Source organism: Streptomyces sp. NPDC050759 (genome assembly GCF_044456945.1).
GTDB lineage: Bacteria > Actinomycetota > Actinomycetes > Streptomycetales > Streptomycetaceae > Streptomyces.
In genome coordinates, this window is record NZ_JBITGI010000043.1 from 1 (window position 1) to 2,038 (window position 2,038).

Annotated in this window: 1 protein-coding gene; it reads left to right on the forward strand. The window is 71.0% G+C overall.

From position 1 onward, the window contains the following. The coding region (locus ACIBJB_RS47435; RefSeq protein ID WP_398940387.1) for an amino acid adenylation domain-containing protein at positions 1–2,038 on the forward strand (2,038 nt) is incomplete at both ends.

The window sequence follows — 2,038 nt, forward strand, 5'->3', positions numbered from 1 at the left end:
CTGTTCGACGAACCGACCATGCGCCGCTTCGCCGACCACTACACCCACCTCCTCACCACCCTCACCCAGCACCCCGACCAACCCATCAGCCGGCTGGAGTTCATCACCCCCCGCGAACGGCTGACGTTGCTGCCCGCCTGGAACGACACCGACAGGCCGGCGCCGGACCGGTCGGTCGCCGAGTGGTTCGAGGACCAGGTCCGCCGAAGTCCCGACGCCGTGGCACTGGTCCACGAGGAGACCCGGCTCACCTATAGGGAGTTGAACCGACGGGCCAACCGGCTCGCCCACCGGCTGCGTCGGCTCGGCGCCGGGCCCGAGACGGTCGTGGCCCTGCTGCTGCCCCGGGGCATCGACCACCTGGTCGCCCTGCTCGCCGTACTGAAGGCGGGGGCCGGCTATCTGCCCCTGGATCCCGGCCACCCCGACGAGCGTCTGGCCTACACGCTCTCCGATGCCGGCGCACGGTTCGTCGTCGCCGCGGCCGCCCATGCCGCGCGGGTTCCGGACGGCATCCAGGCCGTCGTCTTCGATCCCTCGGCCGTCCAGGACGAGCCGGTGGAAGATCCCACCCCGTCCGCCACCCCCGACAACCTCTGCTACGTGATCTACACCTCGGGTTCCACCGGGCGCCCCAAGGGCGTGGCCATGCCGCACCGCCCCCTGGTGAACCTGATGGACTGGCAGCTCAGGCGCTCCGGCCTCACCGGTCCCACCCTGCACTTCTCGGCGATCAACTTCGACGTGGCCTTCCAGGAGATCTTCGCCACCCTGCTCAGCGGACGCCAGTTGGTGCTGATCGACGAGGAACAGCGGCGCGATCCCGAACAGGTCCTCGACGCCGTCCGCAGGTTCGGTGTGGAGCGGCTGTTCTGCCCGCCCATGGTGCTCGAACAGCTCGCCGCCTACGCCGGCTCGACCGGTGCGGGCCTCTCCGGGCTGCCGCTCAAGGAAATCATCACGGCGGGTGAGCGGCTCACCCTCGGTCACGAGACCGTCGCCTTCCTGGCCGGCCTGCCGGAGGTGGTCCTGGAGAACCACTGCGGCCCCACCGAGACCCATGTGGTCACGGCCCACGCGCTGCGGGGACGACCCGCCGACTGGCCCCAGATCCCGCCCATCGGCTCCCCCGTGGACAACGCCCGTATCCACCTGCTGGACGAACAGCTGAGGCAGGTCCCGATCGGCGTGCCGGGCGAGATGTACGCGAGTCTCGCCTGGGACAGCCGCGGCTATCTGGGGCGGCCCGACCTCACCGCGGAGCGGTTCCTGCCCGATCCCTTCAGCCCGCGACCGGGGCGGCGCATGTACCGCACGGGCGACCGCGCCCGCTGGCGGGAGGACGGCACCCTGGAGTTCCTCGGCCGCGTCGACGACCAGGTGAAGATCCGCGGCTACCGTGTCGAGCCGGGCGAGATCCAGTCACGGCTGACGACTCACCCCGAGGTCGCCGAGGCGGCGGTGCTCACGGTCGAGAACGCGGGCGAGCGCAGGCTGGCGGCCTTCGTGACCGCCGTCGCGGAGGGGACCGTCGAACCGGACGAGCTCCGCGCGTTCCTCAGCGAGGTGCTCCCGGACTACATGGTCCCGTCCTCCATCGACGTCTTGCCGGCCCTGCCCCTCACCCGGACCGGGAAGCTCGACCGCGCCGCCCTGCGCGCCCTGACCACGACGGGACGGCAGACGCGCAGCACGTACTGCGCACCGCGAAACGCCCGGGAGTCGCTCCTCGCGGACATCTGGTCGGCCGCCATGGGGATACCCCGCATCGGGGTGTACGACGACTTCTTCGAACTCGGCGGGCATTCACTGCTCGCCACCCGCGTGGTGGCCCGGATCCGAGGTGAGTGCGGAGTCGATCTGCCGCTGCGGGCGCTCTTCACCCACCGCACGATCGCCGAACTCGCGCCCGTGATCGACCGGACCGGGGCGATCGAGCAGGCCCCGTTGGTGCGTCGGGGGAAGGGGGAGGGCCCGGCACCGCTGTCATACGCCCAGGAACGGCTGTGGTTCCAGGAACAACTCCACCCCGACACCA